At 34.5% G+C, this 16717-nt stretch carries 13 protein-coding genes; 11 read left to right on the forward strand and 2 right to left on the reverse strand.

What is annotated here, in order from left to right; all coding sequences use genetic code 11:
* Window positions 1-65 precede the first annotated feature (65 nt).
* Both ACQY29_RS09190 and ACQY29_RS09195 read left to right on the forward strand, forming a co-directional pair.
* Window positions 66-947 (forward strand): ABC transporter ATP-binding protein, encoded by an 882-nt coding sequence (locus tag ACQY29_RS09190; protein ID WP_428224897.1) that lies wholly within the window; start codon window positions 66-68, stop codon window positions 945-947.
* On the forward strand, window positions 944-4096 hold the full coding sequence (locus tag ACQY29_RS09195) for a M1 family aminopeptidase (protein WP_428224898.1): 3153 nt from the start codon (window positions 944-946) through the stop codon (window positions 4094-4096). Before ACQY29_RS09190 ends, ACQY29_RS09195 begins: the two co-directional genes overlap by 4 nt.
* Before the next feature lie 109 nt (window positions 4097-4205).
* On the opposite strand, the gene ACQY29_RS09200 is transcribed toward ACQY29_RS09195, so the two are convergent.
* Window positions 4206-5882, reverse strand: coding sequence for a PIN-like domain-containing protein (locus ACQY29_RS09200; protein WP_428224899.1), 1677 nt, complete (start codon window positions 5880-5882; stop codon window positions 4206-4208).
* 229 nt (window positions 5883-6111) lie between these two features.
* On the opposite strand from ACQY29_RS09200, the gene ACQY29_RS09205 reads away from it, so the two are divergent.
* The 4 genes from ACQY29_RS09205 to ACQY29_RS09220 all read left to right on the forward strand — a co-directional run bounded on the left by ACQY29_RS09205 (window position 6112) and on the right by ACQY29_RS09220 (window position 10961).
* The gene (locus ACQY29_RS09205) at window positions 6112-6411 is read left to right on the forward strand and encodes a hypothetical protein (protein ID WP_428224900.1); all 300 of its coding nucleotides are present in this window, start codon (window positions 6112-6114) and stop codon (window positions 6409-6411) included.
* A gap of 67 nt (window positions 6412-6478) precedes the next feature.
* Window positions 6479-8512 carry a S9 family peptidase gene (locus ACQY29_RS09210; RefSeq protein WP_428224901.1) on the forward strand — a complete coding sequence of 678 codons (2034 nt, stop codon included), beginning with the start codon at window positions 6479-6481 and terminating at the stop codon, window positions 8510-8512.
* 499 nt (window positions 8513-9011) lie between these two features.
* Window positions 9012-9470, forward strand: coding sequence for a DUF4442 domain-containing protein (locus ACQY29_RS09215; protein WP_428224902.1), 459 nt, complete (start codon window positions 9012-9014; stop codon window positions 9468-9470).
* Window positions 9471-10049: 579 nt separating this feature from the next.
* Complete coding sequence (locus ACQY29_RS09220; protein WP_428224903.1) at window positions 10050-10961, forward strand: TIGR01777 family oxidoreductase; 912 nt, start codon at window positions 10050-10052, stop codon at window positions 10959-10961.
* Here ACQY29_RS09220 and ACQY29_RS09225 read toward each other — a convergent pair.
* On the reverse strand, window positions 10958-11620 hold the full coding sequence (locus ACQY29_RS09225; RefSeq protein ID WP_428224904.1) for a YceI family protein: 663 nt from the start codon (window positions 11618-11620) through the stop codon (window positions 10958-10960). The two genes, ACQY29_RS09220 and ACQY29_RS09225, sit on opposite strands and share 4 nt — an antisense overlap.
* A 192-nt stretch (window positions 11621-11812) precedes the next feature.
* On the opposite strand from ACQY29_RS09225, the gene ACQY29_RS09230 reads away from it, so the two are divergent.
* The 5 genes from ACQY29_RS09230 (at window position 11813) to ACQY29_RS09250 (ending at window position 16566) form a co-directional block, all read left to right on the forward strand.
* The gene (locus tag ACQY29_RS09230; RefSeq protein ID WP_428224905.1) at window positions 11813-12349 is read left to right on the forward strand and encodes a nucleotide exchange factor GrpE; all 537 of its coding nucleotides are present in this window, start codon (window positions 11813-11815) and stop codon (window positions 12347-12349) included.
* Between the two features lie 74 nt (window positions 12350-12423).
* Window positions 12424-13539, forward strand: a complete 1116-nt coding sequence (gene dnaJ, locus ACQY29_RS09235; protein ID WP_428224906.1) for a molecular chaperone DnaJ — start codon at window positions 12424-12426, stop codon at window positions 13537-13539.
* Window positions 13540-13660: 121 nt separating this feature from the next.
* Complete coding sequence (locus ACQY29_RS09240) at window positions 13661-14185, forward strand: hypothetical protein (protein ID WP_428224907.1); 525 nt, start codon at window positions 13661-13663, stop codon at window positions 14183-14185.
* A gap of 38 nt (window positions 14186-14223) precedes the next feature.
* Entirely contained in the window at window positions 14224-15150 is a 927-nt protein-coding gene (locus tag ACQY29_RS09245) for an ABC transporter ATP-binding protein (protein WP_428224908.1), read from the forward strand.
* Between the two features lie 108 nt (window positions 15151-15258).
* Complete coding sequence (locus ACQY29_RS09250) at window positions 15259-16566, forward strand: ABC transporter permease (RefSeq protein WP_428224909.1); 1308 nt, start codon at window positions 15259-15261, stop codon at window positions 16564-16566.
* The last annotated feature ends 151 nt before the right edge of the window (window positions 16567-16717 follow it).

Genomic DNA, 16717 nt, shown 5'->3' on the forward strand with positions numbered 1-16717 from the left:
TACCAAAACCTAACAGGTTTTTAAAACCTGTTAGGTCAATAATCATCAATAAAAATCATCAAAAAATGAACAGTTTAATCATTCAAAATCTCCAAAAGCAGTACAGCAATGGAGTACAAGCCTTACAAGACGTATCGCTTGAGATTACCAACGGAATGTTTGGTTTATTAGGGCCTAATGGAGCAGGAAAATCCTCTTTAATGCGCACTTTAGTGGGTTTGCAATCTGTCGATTCAGGAACCGTGCTCTTTAATGGAGTCGATGTATTGCAACATCCGAAATTCATCCAACAACATTTGGGGTTTTTGCCACAGGATTTTGGGGTATATCCTAAAGTTTCGGCTTATGATTTGTTGCAACATCTGGCTATTTTAAAAGGAGTGACCAATGCCAATGCGCGTAAAGAACAAATTCATTCGTTATTGGAAAAAGTGAATCTGTTTCCACAGCGTCATAAAGAAGTAGCCACATTTTCTGGCGGAATGAAACAACGTTTTGGAGTCGCTCAAGCCCTTTTGGGGAATCCTTCCGTAATTATTGTGGACGAGCCTACAGCGGGTCTAGACCCCGAAGAACGCAATCGGTTTAACGGCTTGTTGAGCGAAATAGGCAACGACCGCATTGTGATTTTATCGACACATTTGGTTGAAGACGTTCGGAATTTATGTTCGAAAATGGCGATTATGCAAAATGGGAAAATCATTCTGCAAGGAAAACCGAATGTCTTGGTAGCCGAATTGGAAGGCAAAGTTTGGTGCAAACAAATCACAACTTCCGAATTAGCTTATTATCAATCGGAATATGAAGTGATTGCCTCGTATTACCGAGAAGGGAAATTAATGGTTCAAGTCTATTCAGAAACCACATTGGCTGATTTTGAAAGCGTCGAACCTTCTTTGGAAGAAGTCTATTTTTCAGCGTTACACCAAAAAGTAGGAATGTTATGAGAACCATTTTATTTTTTGATTTGCAGTCTTTTTTTAAAGCTAAAAAGACTTGGTTGGCATTGGTAGTTGTAGTGACTTTCGGAATTTTTGCAGGAAGCAAAGCTCGATTTACTTTGGCGGACGCCTTATGTTATAATGGTACGTACCAAGTGGCATTTATCACTGGTTTTTTGAGTTTGACCGCCTTGTTTTTTGGGACACTTTTTACGGCTCAAGCTTCCTTGAAAGAAATCGAACATCGGTTCCAACTGATTTATTTTGCTTTGCCTATTAATAGGAACAAGTTTCTTTGGGCAAGATTTCTGTCGGTGTTTATCGTTAGTTTTTCGTTTACGTTGTTGTTGACTAGTAGCTTTTTTATCGGTCGGGAATCCCTAGCAACCGATTGGAAAGATGCGGGTTTTCATCTTTCGTATTATATCCAACCGATGCTGCTTTTTACAGTTGTCAATACTTTTTTTGTAGTAGCGGTGACGACCAGTGTGGCGTGGTGGAGCCAAAGTAAAATGATGATTTATGTAAGCGGATTGCTTCTGTATGTGTTGTATATGGTGACAATGGTGTTTTCAGGTTCGCCTTTTATGGCGAATCAGTTGCCTCAATCGAAAGCCGTTCAATTTTGGTCGGGTGTTTTTGACCCTTTCGGATTGTCCGCCTTTTTTAATCAGACGTCAAGTTGGAGCATCCAACAAAAAAATGTTGACTATTTGAATATATTCGGAATGGTTTCGGCCAATCGAATAGGCGTAGTATTGATTTCAATTGGGTTATTAGTAGTAACATCCAAACGTTTTCAATTATTTTCCAAAGTAAAAAAAGGAAAAGGGTTAGCTATTACGCAAGAAATAAAAACAGTTCCGTTTCAATTTGTAGCGCCTCAATTTACAGCGATATCGCAATGGCAATCCTTTGTGTCTTTTACTCGAATAAACACTAAATATGCGTTAAAAAGCATTCCGTTTTTATTGATTGTGCTTGGGATTTTGTTTGCCGTTGGGATGGAAATGTATGCCGAAATAGAAAAAGGCATCCGACTTCCTCAAAAATATGCTACATCTGGATTATTAGTTTCTACGATTATACAAAATTTCTACCCCTTGGGCGTTTGTATAATGGTGTTTTATGCTAATGATTTGCATTGGCGCAGTCAAGTCAACCGATTTCATTTTATGGAAACGACTACGGCTAATAGTCAATGGCGTTTTTGGTCCTTGTGGTTCACGTTGGCGATTTTGGTAATAGTGTTAACCTTGTTATTGATAGTACAAGGGGTACTTTTTCAATTTTTGTATCAGTATGCTTTTTTTGACTGGACGATATATGCTAAGATATTCTATTTAGTTACTTTACCCTTGCTGGTGTTGGGGGCTTTGTCGCTGTTGTTTCAAAAAATACTTCCAAATAAATACATTGCCTTAGCGGTTTCAGGTCTAGTGGCATTGGTATTGACTACGAGTTTAGGAAAAGTTTTTATCAAACATCCGTTATTGAAATTCTTGCACACGATTCCGTTTGATTATAGCGATATGAACGGATTTGGAAGTTATGAAAATGTTGTGGTCATCCGATTGATTTTTGGGTTGGTTGTGGTTCTTACATTACTATTGGTTTTTGTTCAATATTCGGTTACCAGCCGAAAAAAAATAGTCTTGGTTAGTATTGCGATGCTACTGATTTTAGGAATTGGATTAGGAGTATTATTGATTGCTGATTATGAACCTAAAAATGATAAGGAAATCATCGCACAAAAAGTGAATTACGAAAAGCAACTCCGAAGATTTCAAAACAAACCCCAACCTATCATTACCCAAGTGGTGACAACGGTCGATTTATTTCCGAAGGAGAATAGGTACATTATCAAAGGGCGTTATGTAATGGAAAACAAAAGTCAAGAAGCGATTTCGGAAGTTTTGATAGGTTTTTCAGATGATTTTAAAGTAACCAAAGCCATTGTAAAGAATGCCAATACCTCCGTTGCAATCCATCAGCAAAACCAAGCCGTTCGATTACCCGAAGTTTTACAACCCAAAACAAATTTGACCCTCGAATTTGAATTGGCTTACCAATGGCATCCTGTCAAAGGGCATCAATCGTTTAATGCGATTATTGAAAACGGAAGTTTTATGCGTATCAGTAGGTATTATCCGCAAATAGGGTATGATAGCGGAATGGAAGTGGAAGACCATCGCCTTCGCCAACAAAATAGTTTAGGGAAACCCACAGCGATTTTGTCGCTTTCAGCGCCTAGAACCTTACATAACGACCTAATCGATTTGGATATGACGGTAACCACAGCCAGTTACCAAACTGTGATTGGAGTAGGGGAATTGGTCGAGTTTAGGAAAGAATCCCAACGAAATGTGTTTCAGTTTCAAGCTCGTCAAATTCCGTTCCGATTTGCGATTTCCTCAGCTCGCTATGCCGTAAAAAGAGAAGTCTATAAAGGCAAACGCTTTGAAGTCTATTATCATCCGTCGCATTACGAAAATGTAGCACATTTAATCAAAAATGCAAAAATCACGATGGACTATTGCGAGACCAACTTTGGTGCTTATCCCTATAAAACCATTCGATTTGCTGAGATTTCCAGTTTTACCCAAGGGTTTAATGCTACGGCTTATCCAGCCTCGATTTATATGACCGAAAATATGGCGTTTCATTGCAACCTCAAAGCCGATAAACAACAGGATGTCATCAACGAACTGGCAGGACACGAGTTGGCGCATTTATGGTGGGGCAATGCTCAAATTAACCCCGATGACCGCGAAGGTGCCCCAATGCTGACTGAAACCTTAGCGATGTACACCGAATTGATGTTACTCAAAAAAATGTACGGTAAAAAAAGAGTGGAAGAAGTGGTAGCAATGCACCAAGATATTTACACCAACGAACGCGGATTTAATGGTGATGTGCCTTTGATTAAAACCACATCAGAAACCCCACATATTTCCTATTCCAAAGGCGCTGTGACGATGTATCACCTCAGCGAATGGATAGGAGAGGAGCGTGTGAATCTTGCGTTGCGAAATTTTCTAGCCCAATGTAAAAAGGGAAAATACAAACCTGTGGCTACGGATTTTTTAAAGGAAGTATATGCCGTAGCAGGTGAAAAATGGAGGAGGAAGATTAGGGAAGTGTTTGAGGAGTAGTTTTATTTAGAAGACCTAACAGGTTTCAAAAACCTGTTAGGTTTGTTAAAATAGGATAGTTTTTTTTTCTGAAACGGTACTATATCATAAAGTGTGTAAGGAATATTTTTTATTCTTCATTATATTTCGCTTCGCACTCTTCGCATATTTCTATATTTTGTTCATCAACAAACTTTTCTCCACAATCCGCACATTCTTTTATTCTAATATCAACTAATCTCAATTTATACTCCCCTAGATTTTCTCTGTCATTTGTTGTGTCCATTTTGAATATTAAACCACAACCTCCTTCACACTCGATATTTTTATTAGCATAATTTAGGTCCATTAAAGTAATGTCTCCACATTCGGGGCATTCAATGTGTAGGCTATCGCAGCATTCACAATTTCCACACGAAACTGAGGAATATTCGCTTTCTGGGATTTTATCTATAAATTCATTATCTAATTCTATGTTATTATCAAATCTCACAAAATTTCCCATTCCATCTCTATTTCCATCACAAGAATAACAAATAATAAAGTTATCTTCTTCATCTTCATAAAAATCAATTGTAAAATTAAAAGAATCTAATAATTCAGCATTTTCAATTTCAATGTTGTCATAATTATGAATTCCTATTGGATATTCCCATAATTCAAATTTTACATCTATTTCATTACCGCAACTACATTTAAAATGTTCTTCGGCTTGATATTGATTTTCAGACCCCATACTTCTTTCAGAACCTCCAACACACTCAAATTCTAAATTAAATTCAGATTCGTCATATTTATGAATCCTTCCACAATTATTACATTTAAATTTTAAATAATTGCTCCTGCTTTTTTTTGTATTTATAAATTGAAAAAGATTTTGAATTGTTTCATCTTTTATTGTCGAATTAAGATGTTTTTTTGCTTGATATAAGAATTGAGGTAAGTTGTACATCCAAAAATCTACAGAAGAATTATCTTTTATTTCTTTAATAAGTTCTTCACGAGGACTGTGAATTCTTTGTTCTGTCGCTTTTTTATCAATATAACACCAATCTTCATCTTTTTTTATATCATTAGTAATAAAAATTATGGACTTTTTTACTTCTTTTGAAAATTCTAATATTTGTTTCCAAATAATTAAATCTGCGAATATTTGCGTTCCTTTTTTTTCGCCATTATAGTAATCTCCATATCCAGGTGGAATTTTGAATTCGTATCTATGCTTTCCTTCTTTTGTTATTTCAATAATCTCAGCAAAACTATATTCTCTGCCTACTTTGAAATGTGTTTCTAGAGAATTAAGTACATCATCATCATTCTCAACATCTGTAATTTCTTTTTCAACAATACTAATTTCGCTTAGTATTTTTTTTTGAAATTCTTCGGTTTTCTTTACAAAATCTTCTACTATAATTTTAAAGTCATTTAGTGTGTCCTGCTTTAGGTGTGGATGTTTGTCTCCTTTAATCGTTTCCCTTATTATTTCATCTATTCTTTTTGAAATTTCCGATTTTTGAATAGTTGTTAAATTTTCTATTTTTTTCTTTAAGGGCTCATACTTTTCCGCTATAGGCTTTTTAATTTTATTTTCACGATTTTTAAGAAACTCATATTGAACGTGATTTGGAAGCCATAATCTATCTTTTAATTCTGTATATATTTCAGTATCTATTTTTTGTCTTTCAGATTTTGGAGAATAATACAAATCTAATAGAGCAGAAGAATCAAAAACAATTATTGCATCTTTCCAGAGAATTGCTTCTTTATCTTCAGTTATTTTATATGGTTTAATAATATTTCTGTCCATTTTAAAAGATTATGCCTAATCCCCAAATATACACATATAAATACTTTTCGAAAAAGAATAATTCAAAATACCTAGACTTATTTTAATGCATTTTTCTCTCTTTTAAAATTTGATTCAATCTTTATGATGATGAAGCAATAAAGCTTATTTTAGCCAAACTTAAAAGTTATTAGTTTTTTAATCACTCAAAAAAACACTCAAACTCCTCTTCATTTGCAACATCAACCGAATGCGAAGTGCCACCGCCCATACGATTTACCAAGACGATAACCGTTTTGAAGTATCATCAGCTGGGACAGATGCTAACGCTCAAGTGGTGCTTACTCAAGAATTGCTGGATTGGGCAGATAGTATAATTGTGATGGAACGCCACCACCGAAATTTTATTCGCAAGCATTATCCTAAAGTGTATGAAACCAAAAAAATAGTTTGCTTGTATATTCCTGATGAGTATGATTATATGCAACCAGAATTGATTGCGTTATTGAAGTGTAAAATAGAAGAGGTATATCAAAGAGGACTTCTTTAATTTTTCTTGTAACAAAATTTTAATTATGCCTACTAACGAAGTACATAAAAATTAAAATTTTAAAAAAATGAACAGATTATTGAGACTTACTTTTTCTCTACTGCTTTTGTTTGGGGCTACAGTGCAAGCCCAAAAAGCGCCTGTATTGGATAGAGAATTGTTTTTTGGAAATCCAGAAATTACGGGAATCCAATTGAGCCCTGATGGTAAATGGGTTTCTTTCTTGAAGGAATACGAAGGCATTATGAATATTTGGGTGAAATCTTTTGAAGAGCCTTTTTCAAAAGCACGTCCTTTAACAGCGAGCAAAAGACCTATGAATGGTTATTTTTGGTCGGAAGACGGTAAAAATATCTTATATGTAAAGGATAATAACGGCGATGAAAATATGAATATTTTCGTAGTGAATCCGTCTGACAAAGTAGCAACGGGCTTACCAGAATCAAGAAATCTTACACCGTTGAAAAGCGTAGTGGCGCGCATTGAATTTGTGAGTAAAAAAGATAAAGATTTGTTATATGTTTCGTTGAACGACAGAGACAAAGCTTGGCATGATTTGTATACTTTGAAAATTTCAACTGGGGAATTGAAAAAAATATATGAAAATACAGAGCGCGTAACGGGGTACACTTTTGATTGGGATGAAAATTTAAGAATCTTAGACAAAACCGACCCAAAAGGAAATACCACGATGTATGCTATAGGAGCTGATAAAAGCTTGACGCCTATTTATGATTATACGGTAGATGAGCAAGCGTATGTTAGCAATTGGACTAAGGATAACAAACAAGTGTATTTAGTAACTAACAAAGGGGATATGAATCTTTCAACCTTGTATCTTTTAGATGTGGCTACTAAAAAAATGACTTTAGTAGAAAGCGACCCTGAAAAACGTGTTGATTTTGGAGGTATGTGGGTGAGTGATGTTACAAGAGAAATTATTTATACGAGTTATACTGCTGAGAAAACAAAGAGATACTGGAAGGATAAAAAATGGGAGAAACTATATGAGTTCTTGAAAAGCAAATTTCCAAATAGAGAAATTGGAATTTCAAGCATGACAAGCGATGAAAAGAAAATGATTGTTAATTTATCGGGTGATAAATTTGCTACGGATATTTACTATTTTGACGCTGAAACTAAAAATTTAGTTTTTCAATGTACCCCAAGACCTAAGTTAAAAGAGGTAGAACAATATTTGGCTCCTATGACGCCAATTACGTATAAAAGTAGCGACGGATTAGAAATTCCTGCGTATTTAACTTTGCCAGTAGGAACAACTGGCAAAAATCTTCCTGTAGTGATTTTAGTACACGGTGGACCGAAAGGACCAAGAGATATGTGGGGTTACAATTCCATTGCACAGTTTTTAGCTAATAGAGGTTATGCGGTGATGCAACCTAACTTTAGAGCAAGTGGTGGGTATGGTAAGAAGTTTTTGAATGCAGGTGATTTGCAATGGGGAAAATTAATGCAAGATGATATTACTTGGGGAGTAAAATATTTAATCGAAAAAGGGATTGCCGATAAATCTAAAGTAGCTATTATGGGTGGTAGTTACGGAGGGTATGCTACCTTAGCTGGTTTAGCCTTTACGCCTGAAGTGTATGCTTGTGGGGTAGATATTGTAGGACCTTCGAATATTTCAACTTTGATTAATAGTGTACCGGATTATTGGGAGTCTTTTAAAGCTGGTTTATACAAAATGGTTGGAAATCCTAATACTGAAGAAGGAAAACAACGTATTAAGGAAGCAAGTCCATTGTTTAGTGCGGACAAAATTGTAAAACCGTTAATGATTGTACAAGGTGCTAATGACCCACGTGTAAAACAAGCTGAGGCAGACCAAATTGCGATTGCACTTCGTGATAAAGGAAAGCAAGTAACGTATTTATTAGCTAACGATGAAGGTCATGGTTTTAGAAAACCTGTGAACTCTATGGCAATGTATGCTGAGATTGAAAAATTCTTAGCGGGTATTTTAGGGGGACAATTCCAAAAAGAAATTCCTGAAAAAATAAACAAAAGATTGGAAGAACTTAGAGTGGATATTTCTAAAGTTACCTACGAACCCAAAGTGGAAGCTAGTACAGCAAAATAATGGGGTGTATTTTAAGAGAAAAAGCTGGTCGAATAGGCCAGCTTTTTTTTATAGTAATTCTGCCGGAGTATGTTTAGGAATAATAATTATGTAATTGTATCCGTTAATTATATTTTGAATTTTTCTTTTAGAAGCGTAACAATTAAAATTTATATTACTCCTCGGTACGCCTCACAATGCCCTTGTTGTTTTTGATTATTTACAAGATAAAACATCATTTTATATTGCTTTTAAAATAAAGACTTTTCCAGACGATGCTCTCCGATTTTATAGATTACTATTCGTTAGTATTGTTTTAAGAATGAAAGGGAATAGATGCGCCGAGAAGGTTACATTTTTAAAACTGCCTTTTTTGTCCTATTTTTTAAGATAAAATGGGAGCAGTTTATATTTACAAACCCCAGGGTGAATTTTTTGTTAGAACCAATTGTGTTGTTTATTACTGTTAAATACTAGGCATGCATAGTATTTTTTGTATATTAGCTAAAAAATATAAGATATGAAATTTACTCCTGGGAAATTAAATGCTTTTTTGATGTTCAAATTACCTTCGGCTTTTGTGTCTGGAGTGCGTGTCAAACATATTGAAGCCAACACTTGTGTAGCCACAGTAAAACACCGTTGGTTCAACCAAAACCCTTTCAATTCAATGTATTTTGCCGTGCAAGCTATGGCGGCCGAATTAACGACTGGAGCGTTGGTCATGATGAAAATAAAAGAAAGCGGTAAAAATATATCCATGCTTGTAGCTAACAACAAAGGAACATTTACTAAAAAAGCGACAGGGCGTATTACTTTTACTTGTTCAGAAGGACATTTGATTTCTGAAGCTATTCAAAAAACCATTGCCACAGGTGAAGGACAAACCTTTTGGATGAAATCTATAGGTACAGACGAAAAAGGCGACCAAGTTTCTATTATCGATTTTGAATGGACAATACGCGTGAAGGGGAATTAGTAGGTTGGGAGTTTATGTTTAAGAGTTTATAAGGTTAAAAGTTTATAAGGTTAAGGGTTTATAAGGTTAAGGTTTTATAAGGTTAAAAGTTTATAAGGTTAAGGGTTTATAAGGTTAAGGGTTTATAAGGTTAAGGGTTTATAAGGTTAAAAGTTTATAAGGTTAAAAGTTTATAAGGTTAAAAGTTTATAAGGTTAAGGGTTTATAAGGTTAAGGGTTTATAAGGTTAAATGTTTATAAGGTTAAGGGTTTATAAGGTTAAATGTTTATAAGGTTAAGGGTTTATAAGGTTAAGGGTTTATAAGGTTAAGAGTTTAGAAGTTTAAGAGTTTATAAGTTTAAGAGTTTATAAGGTTAAAAGTTTAGAAGTTTAAGAGTTTATAATGTTAAAAGTTTATAAAGTTAAAAGTTTCGAAGTTTAAAAGTTTAGAAACGTACAATTTACTAATTACTTTTCACTGACTACTGACTACTGACCACTGACCACTGACCACTGACTACATTACTATTTCGTTAAACTATTGCTAATTAAGATTAAGTACAACTTTTCTGTCATTAAATTTGTATAAAAAATCCACGGTGAAAGTTTTAGTTACAGGAGCAACAGGTTTGATAGGCAAAGAAATTGTGAAAAATCTTCATGATAGAGGGATAGTCGTGCATTATCTGTCTACCTCTCCTGAAAAAGTGAAGACTAAAACAAATACAAAAGGGTTTTATTGGAATCCCGAAACCGGTGAAGTTGATGAAACTTGTTTGAATGGTGTTGAGGTAATTATACATTTAGCAGGGGCTTCCATAGCCCATCGCTGGACTTCTAAATACAAAGAAGAAATTGTTGAAAGCCGTGTGCTCTCCTCTAATTTATTGTTTCAATTGCTTAAAACGCATCCTAATCAGGTTAGACAGCTAATTTCAGCTTCAGCGATTGGTATTTACCCGAGTTCTTTAGAAAGAATATACCAGGAAGATTTTACTTCAATTGAGCATACTTTTTTGTCGAATGTGGTTGTCAAATGGGAGGAAAGTGTGGAGCAGTTTACTCGTTTAGGAATAAAAGTTTGCAAATTGCGTATAGGTTTAGTCCTTTCTAAGAAGGGAGGAGCATTCCCGCAATTGCTAAAACCTATCCGCTGGGGAATGGGTTCTGTACTCGGTTCAGGTAAACAATGGCAATCGTGGATTCATATCAAAGATTTGGCTCGCATGTTTGTTTTTGCCCTAGAGCATGAACTGGATGGGGTGTATAACGCCGTAGCGCCTCAGCCAGTAACACACCGAGACTTGCTTTTTTCAATAGCTCGTATTTTGCAAAAACCACTTTTTGTACCCAATACCCCTAAGTGGGTACTCAAACTAATTTTAGGAGAAATGCACGTGCTTCTTTTTGATTCGCAAAAAGTACAGGCTACAAAAATTAGAGAAAAAGGGTTTTATTTTAAATATACCCAATTGGAAGAGGCTTTGAGAAATTTATTAAAAAAAGATTAAATCCTATCGGCTTTTACGCTAACTTGTACTTCTACTTCATCATTAATGTAGTTTAATCCTAAGTCAGGATTAATCTTTTTAGAGGCATATTTCATATCCCAATAGGTTCTGTTTAAGCGCAAAGTTTCACTTTTTATCAAAATTTCTTTGTTGGATATTTTAATTTCAGCAGGAAAATTTACCGCCTTAGTGATGCCTTTAATCGATAAATTGCCATAAACAATAGCTTTGTTATTTTCGTATTCCACCTTAATGAGTTTAAAATCAGCCGAAGGGAATTTTAAAATATTAAAGAAATCATTGCTTTTAGCTTTGTCACCAATACCTTTTAAATGCGCTTCTAATTTTGATTTACCTTCTTTTTCTGTAAGATTGGTTACAGCGATTGATTTCAAATCAAAATAAAATCTTCCTGAAACGATTGAGTCGTTTTTTAGGGTAATTACACCTTCAGCTAGTTTTAACGTACCAGTGTGTTTTACCTTTGGTTTGAATCCGGTCCATAGAATTATTGATTTATCAGTGTCTACTTTATATTTGATTTCATTAGGGTTGTTTTTTTTATATAAATTGGTGTAATCCGTTTTTGTATTATCTTTTTTACAAGCTGTTACTAAAAAACTGAAAATGAGGATAAGGATGCTGAAATGTGTTTTCATGATTAGTTGGATTTAAAAATGAGAAGATTTGTGAAAAAAGATGTAAGTAGTTTAGTATTATAAATTTACGAATTATTTGTGGGCTTGTCTATTATTAGATATAAAAAATGAATGACAATTTGGCATTTTTAATGCTTTGGCAGTACTTTTGCTTTTGAAAACAAAAATTTAATTCAAATTAATTCAAAATATATGAGCCAAGAAGGAACTGAAAACATCGAGAAAGAGGCATTGGAAAATGAAAATGTTTCAGAAAATCAAGAGATTACAAATCCTGAAATGACAATTGAAGAAAAATTGCAAGAAGAAATTGCAACTGAAAAAGATAAGTTTTTACGCCTTTTTGCGGAATTTGAAAACTATAAAAAGCGTACATCTAAAGAACGAATCGAATTATTCAAGACAGCAGGTCAGGAAGTATTACAAGCGATGTTGCCTGTTTTGGATGATTTTGACAGAGCGTGGGCGCAAATTTCAAAATCTGAAGATGAAGCTTTAGTGAAAGGGGTGGAATTGATTCATGAAAAATTTAAATCAACATTAATTTCAAAAGGATTAGAAGAAGTTGAAATAAAGCAAGGCGACGCTTTTGATGCGGACTTTGCAGAAGCCATTACACAAATTCCAGCAGGTGATGATTTGAAGGGTAAAGTGGTTGATGTGGTTGAAAAAGGATATAAATTAGGCGATAAAATTATACGTTTCCCTAAAGTTGTTATAGGTAACTAATTGTGTTTCAAGTGCCAAGTTTCAAGTTATTAGCCTGAAACAATCTAAACTTGAAGCGTGAAACAAAAAATAAAATGAGCAAAAGAGATTATTACGAAATATTAGGAGTAAGCAAAGGAGCTTCGGAGTCAGAAATTAAAAAGGCCTATCGCAAAAAAGCGATAGAGTTTCACCCTGACAAAAATCCAGGTGACAAGGTGGCGGAAGAAAAATTTAAAGAAGCCGCTGAAGCTTATGAAATTTTAAGTGATGGTGACAAACGTGCGAAGTACGACCAGTATGGTCATGCGGCTTTTGATGGCGCTGGCGGTTTTGGTGGTCACCACATGAATATGGATGATATTTTTAGTCAGTTTGGCGATATCTTCGGGAGTGCTTTTGGTGGCGGTTTTGGTGGTTTCGGTGGCGGAGGCGGTCAGCGTCGCGCTAAAGGAAGCAACTTGCGCATCAAAGTAAAATTGACTTTGGAAGAAATTGCAGCTGGCGTTGAAAAGAAAGTAAAAGTAAAACGCAAAGTGCAAGCACAGGGCGTAAGCTATAAAACCTGTTCAACGTGTAACGGAAGTGGGCAAGTAGTGAAAATTGCTAATACCATTTTAGGTCGTATGCAAACCGCTTCTCCATGTCCTACCTGTGGTGGATTAGGTGAAATGATTGATAAGAAACCTGCTGGTGCGGATGCGCAAGGAATGATTTTGGAAGAGGATACGGTGTCAATCAAAATACCTGCGGGTGTGGTTGATGGTATGCAGTTGAAAGTATCAGGTAAAGGGAATGATGCTCCAGGTAATGGTATTCCAGGGGATTTGATTGTAGCAATTGAAGAAGTGGAGCACCCAACGTTGAAACGTGAAGGTGAAAATTTACATTTCGATTTGTATATCAGTTACCCAGAAGCAATTTTAGGAGCTTCTAAAGAAATTGATACCGTTACGGGTAAAGTACGTATCAAGTTAGATGAAGGAATTCAATCGGGGAAAATTTTACGTTTGAAAGGCAAAGGAATTCCAAGTTTGAACAGTTACGGTTCAGGTGATATGCTGGTACATATTAATGTTTGGACACCGAAAAATCTTTCGAAAGAACAAAAGAAATTCTTTGAAGAGAACTTAGAGAATCCAAATTTCTCTCCTAATCCAGAAAAATCAGAAAAATCTTTTTTTGAAAAAGTAAAAGATATGTTTTCTTAATCTTTTTGAAATAAATTTTTAAATCCCAACTTTCGTTGTACTTTACAACGAAATGGTTGGGATTTTTTTATAATAAATTTGATAACTTTAAAACTAATACATAATATATAATTTTAACTTGATGAAGTTTGAGATTAAAGCACTAGATTCTAAAAATTTTGTTTTATATGAAAAACAAAAGCAATTAGCATCCTTAACTTATGATAGTTCTTTTTCGAAAAATTGTGGTGCAATTCGAATAAATGACACTAATAATGCTACTTTTAAAAATAAAAGTTTATTAAGTTCTGAAATACAATTTCTAAGAGATAAACAAATCATTTTTTCGGTCAATAAGAATTGGTCAGGAGTTTTAGAGATTTGTTCGAATGTAAATAAGAATTATTTTTTTTTGAAGACTAAAAATTTTTGGAAAAACTCAAAAGTTTTATTAGATGAAAAGGGGAAAGAGCTAATTATTTTGACAAAAAAGTACAATTGGATGAATTGGAATTATGAGTATTCATTCGATGTCTTATGCGAATTGGATGAGCTAGCTGAAATGGAATTGTTTTTATTTACATTAATGCAAGGCGAATATTTAAATCAAATGAGATCTACTTTTTTTGTGTTTATTATAGTTTGGATTACTATGAAGAATAATTAAATAAATCTGTATTTTTACATAAAATCTTACAAACAATAATGAGCAATATACTTGAAGTAAAAGATGTAGTGAAACAATATGGCGATTATACCGCGCTGAATTCCGTTTCATTGCAAGTGCCACAAGGAAGTATTTATGGTTTGCTAGGGCCTAATGGTGCTGGAAAAACCTCTTTGATTCGTATCATCAACCAAATTACGATGCCTGATAGTGGGGAAGTTTGGTTGGATGGTCAAAAACTAGCACCGCATCACGTTTCGGTTATCGGGTATATGCCTGAAGAACGTGGCTTGTACAAAACCATGAAAGTGGGAGAACAAGCCTTGTATCTGGCACAACTCAAAGGAATGCCTCATGCCGAAGCCAAAAAACAATTGAAATATTGGTTTGAAAAATTTGGAATTGAAGCTTGGTGGGATAAGAAAATTCAAGAGCTTTCTAAAGGAATGGCGCAGAAAATTCAATTCATAGTAACCATTTTGCACCAACCGAAATTATTGATTTTGGATGAACCTTTCTCGGGATTTGACCCTGTGAATGCTAATCTTATCAAAGACGAAATCATACAGTTGAACAAGCAAGGAACATCCATTATTTTTTCTACGCATCGTATGGAAAGTGTGGAGGAAATGTGCGATTATATAGCGCTTATTCATAAATCGAATAAATTGATTGAAGGTAAGGTAAGCGATGTGAAAAAAGAATATCGTACGCATAAATTTCAAGTGGGTATTATGTCGAACAATGTGGAAGGATTAATGTATGATTTGACTCAAAAATTCACTGTGGGACAAACCTCTTTCAAATCGTTGAACAATGATTTACAATTAGAAATTGATTTAGGGCAACGCAGTCAAAATGAACTTTTGGAGGTTTTGATTAAAAACGGACAAGTAACCCATTTTGCTGAAAATATTCCTTCGATTAATGATATTTTTATCCAAACCGTTACCCATCAGCAATAAAAGACAATTGTAATAATTGACAATTAAAAATTAATAATTAAAAAATAAAAATCGTTATTGAATATTGTCGTTGCCATTGAAAAACTGTTTTACAAAGAATTATAAAATATGAATATATTATCCCTTATCATAAAAAGAGAATTTATTGCTAAAGTCCGCAATAAATCGTTTATCGTGATGACTTTTTTAAGTCCGATTTTATTTATCGGGATGTCATTTTTGATTGCATTTTTATCCAATATGAATAAAGGTGAAATTAAAAAAGTGGCTATACACGATGCTTTAGGCGTTTTGAAAGCTGACTTTAAAGATACTAAAGAGGTTAAATACGTCGATTTGTCGGCGATGCCTTTGCCATTAGCAAAAGATACAGCGGCTAAGCATTATGAAGGTTTAATTTTTGTGCCTAAAGTAGCTAATACTCAGGAATTAGTCAGAAAAGTAGCCTATATATCTGATGAAAGCCCAAGTTTAGAATTTGTAGCTGCTATAGAAGAAGTAGTCGATGACCATTTGACTAAGGAAAATTTGCAAACGTTGGGTTTTGATGCCAATAAGATTGAAAAAGCAAAAGTTGCATCTGAATTACACATTACTAAATTTTCAGGTGAAGAAGGCTTAAAATACTTGAATGAAATCAAAGTGTTTTTTGGGGGCGCTTTTGGGTATTTGATTATGATGTTCATTATCATCTACGGAAACTTCGTGATGCGTAGCGTAATTGAAGAAAAGACTTCAAGAATTATTGAAGTGATTATTTCTTCTGTAAAACCCTATCAGTTAATGATGGGGAAAATTATAGGAAATTCACTTGCGGGAATTTTGCAGTTTACCATTTGGGTGGCTCTGGGCTTGTTGTTGCTATTCGGAAGTTCTATGTTTTTCGGGGCGTCTAACGATGCCGTTGCTACACAAGAAGCATTAAGTAAGTTGCCATCTCAAGCTGGTAATATTGCCGAACTAATTGCAAAAGTGCAATTGTACTATAACGAAATCCCTGTTTTGACCACGGTGATTTTCTTCTTTGTGTTTTTCATTGGAGGCTATTTCTTGTATAGCTCACTGTATGCAGCTATTGGAGCAGCGGTTGATTCTGAAACCGATTCGCAACAGTTCTTATTGCCTATTATCATGCCGTTAATGTTAGGGATTTACGTAGGCTTTTTCACGGTAATCAATGACCCACATGGAACCGTAGCAACGATATTTTCAATTATTCCGTTTACCTCTCCAATCGTTATGCTAATGCGTATTCCTTTTGGTGTGCCCGTTTGGCAATTGGTGACTTCTATTGTTTTACTTTTTGGAACATTTTTAGGCGTGGTTTGGTTTGCTTCAAAAATTTACCGGGTAGGTATTTTGATGTATGGTAAAAAACCTACATGGAAAGAATTGTATAAATGGTTGAAATATTAAAATAAAGTTGCAAAGAGACAAAGAGACAAAGAAGTAAAGCTGGGAAGTAATAAAGTTTTAACGTAACTTAGAGGCTGTGTGGTTATGAAAACGTTTAGAGATTTATTAATTTGGCAAAAAGCAATGCACTTGGTTAATGTTATTTATCCTT

The sequence above is a fragment of the Flavobacterium sp. genome (assembly GCF_965262375.1).
Taxonomy (GTDB): domain Bacteria; phylum Bacteroidota; class Bacteroidia; order Flavobacteriales; family Flavobacteriaceae; genus Flavobacterium.

Excerpts from the sequence above, each read along its gene's own strand:
- ACQY29_RS09210 (WP_428224901.1), top strand. The coding sequence starts at position 6,479 with ATGAACAGATTATTGAGACTTACTTTTTCTCTACTGCTTTTGTTTGGG.
- dnaJ (WP_428224906.1), top strand. The coding sequence starts at position 12,424 with ATGAGCAAAAGAGATTATTACGAAATATTAGGAGTAAGCAAAGGAGCT.
- ACQY29_RS09225 (WP_428224904.1), bottom strand. The coding sequence starts at position 11,620 with ATGAAAACACATTTCAGCATCCTTATCCTCATTTTCAGTTTTTTAGTA.
- ACQY29_RS09250 (WP_428224909.1), top strand. The coding sequence starts at position 15,259 with ATGAATATATTATCCCTTATCATAAAAAGAGAATTTATTGCTAAAGTC.
- ACQY29_RS09190 (WP_428224897.1), top strand. The coding sequence starts at position 66 with ATGAACAGTTTAATCATTCAAAATCTCCAAAAGCAGTACAGCAATGGA.
- ACQY29_RS09200 (WP_428224899.1), bottom strand. The coding sequence starts at position 5,882 with ATGGACAGAAATATTATTAAACCATATAAAATAACTGAAGATAAAGAA.
- ACQY29_RS09245 (WP_428224908.1), top strand. The coding sequence starts at position 14,224 with ATGAGCAATATACTTGAAGTAAAAGATGTAGTGAAACAATATGGCGAT.
- ACQY29_RS09240 (WP_428224907.1), top strand. The coding sequence starts at position 13,661 with ATGAAGTTTGAGATTAAAGCACTAGATTCTAAAAATTTTGTTTTATAT.
- ACQY29_RS09230 (WP_428224905.1), top strand. The coding sequence starts at position 11,813 with ATGAGCCAAGAAGGAACTGAAAACATCGAGAAAGAGGCATTGGAAAAT.
- ACQY29_RS09215 (WP_428224902.1), top strand. The coding sequence starts at position 9,012 with ATGAAATTTACTCCTGGGAAATTAAATGCTTTTTTGATGTTCAAATTA.
- ACQY29_RS09195 (WP_428224898.1), top strand. The coding sequence starts at position 944 with ATGAGAACCATTTTATTTTTTGATTTGCAGTCTTTTTTTAAAGCTAAA.
- ACQY29_RS09205 (WP_428224900.1), top strand. The coding sequence starts at position 6,112 with ATGCGAAGTGCCACCGCCCATACGATTTACCAAGACGATAACCGTTTT.